The organism is Mycobacterium sp., assembly GCF_008709575.1.
Lineage (GTDB): Bacteria > Actinomycetota > Actinomycetes > Mycobacteriales > Mycobacteriaceae > Mycobacterium.
This window is the reverse complement of the sequence record NZ_VYIK01000522.1, coordinates 1-559: the sequence shown is the minus strand read 5'-3', so window position 1 is coordinate 559 and position 559 is coordinate 1. Positions and strand designations below refer to the sequence as shown.

At 69.1% G+C, this 559-nt stretch carries 1 protein-coding gene and 1 pseudogene; both read right to left on the bottom strand.

Annotated elements, in window-relative coordinates; genetic code table 11:
• The coding region (locus tag F6Q13_RS19950) for a hypothetical protein (RefSeq protein ID WP_293060140.1) at positions 1-392 on the bottom strand (392 nt) is incomplete at its 3' end.
• 71 nt (positions 393-463) lie between these two features.
• Positions 464-559 (bottom strand): annotated as a pseudogene (locus F6Q13_RS19945) (DUF3515 domain-containing protein); the annotation flags it as partial.

Sequence of the window (559 nt, the reverse complement as noted above, 5' to 3'; positions counted from 1 at the left end):
GCGGCCAGGACGGCACCGCCGACGCCCACCAGGCGCTTGGTGGATGCGCCACCGCCGTCACCGGCCGCGGGCACGTCGGGCGCCGATGGCGCGGGGCCGCTGACGCGCTGCGGGCTCGGGCTGGACTGCGTCGCAGGCGTCGGCTCGGCTTCGGCAGTCTTCGGCTCGTGCGGTCGCGCCTGGGCATCGGTTGTTTCAGCCGACTCGATGGACGCCAACACCTGGTCGATCTCGTTACGGATGCGATAGGTGACATCGTGCCGCAGGCGCAGCGGGCGCAGGAGTTGGCCGATATCGCTTCGGGCGCTGGGGTCATCACCGTCCTCGGCGAGTCCTGTTTTGAGTTCGACCAGTAGTTGAGTCTGGCGCGAGAAAAAGCGAGTGCAGACCACGCTGACGACAGGCTCGGCGCTTGGCGACGGACCAGCCCTTTCGGGGTGTGCTGAGCCTGGTCTAAGCCGGACTAAGCCGGGGCGGGCCTGATCGGCACGGCCGCCATGGTGTGATCGATCAGCTCGGACACTACCTGGATCGGCGTGGGCCCCGACCCCGGCGGCAA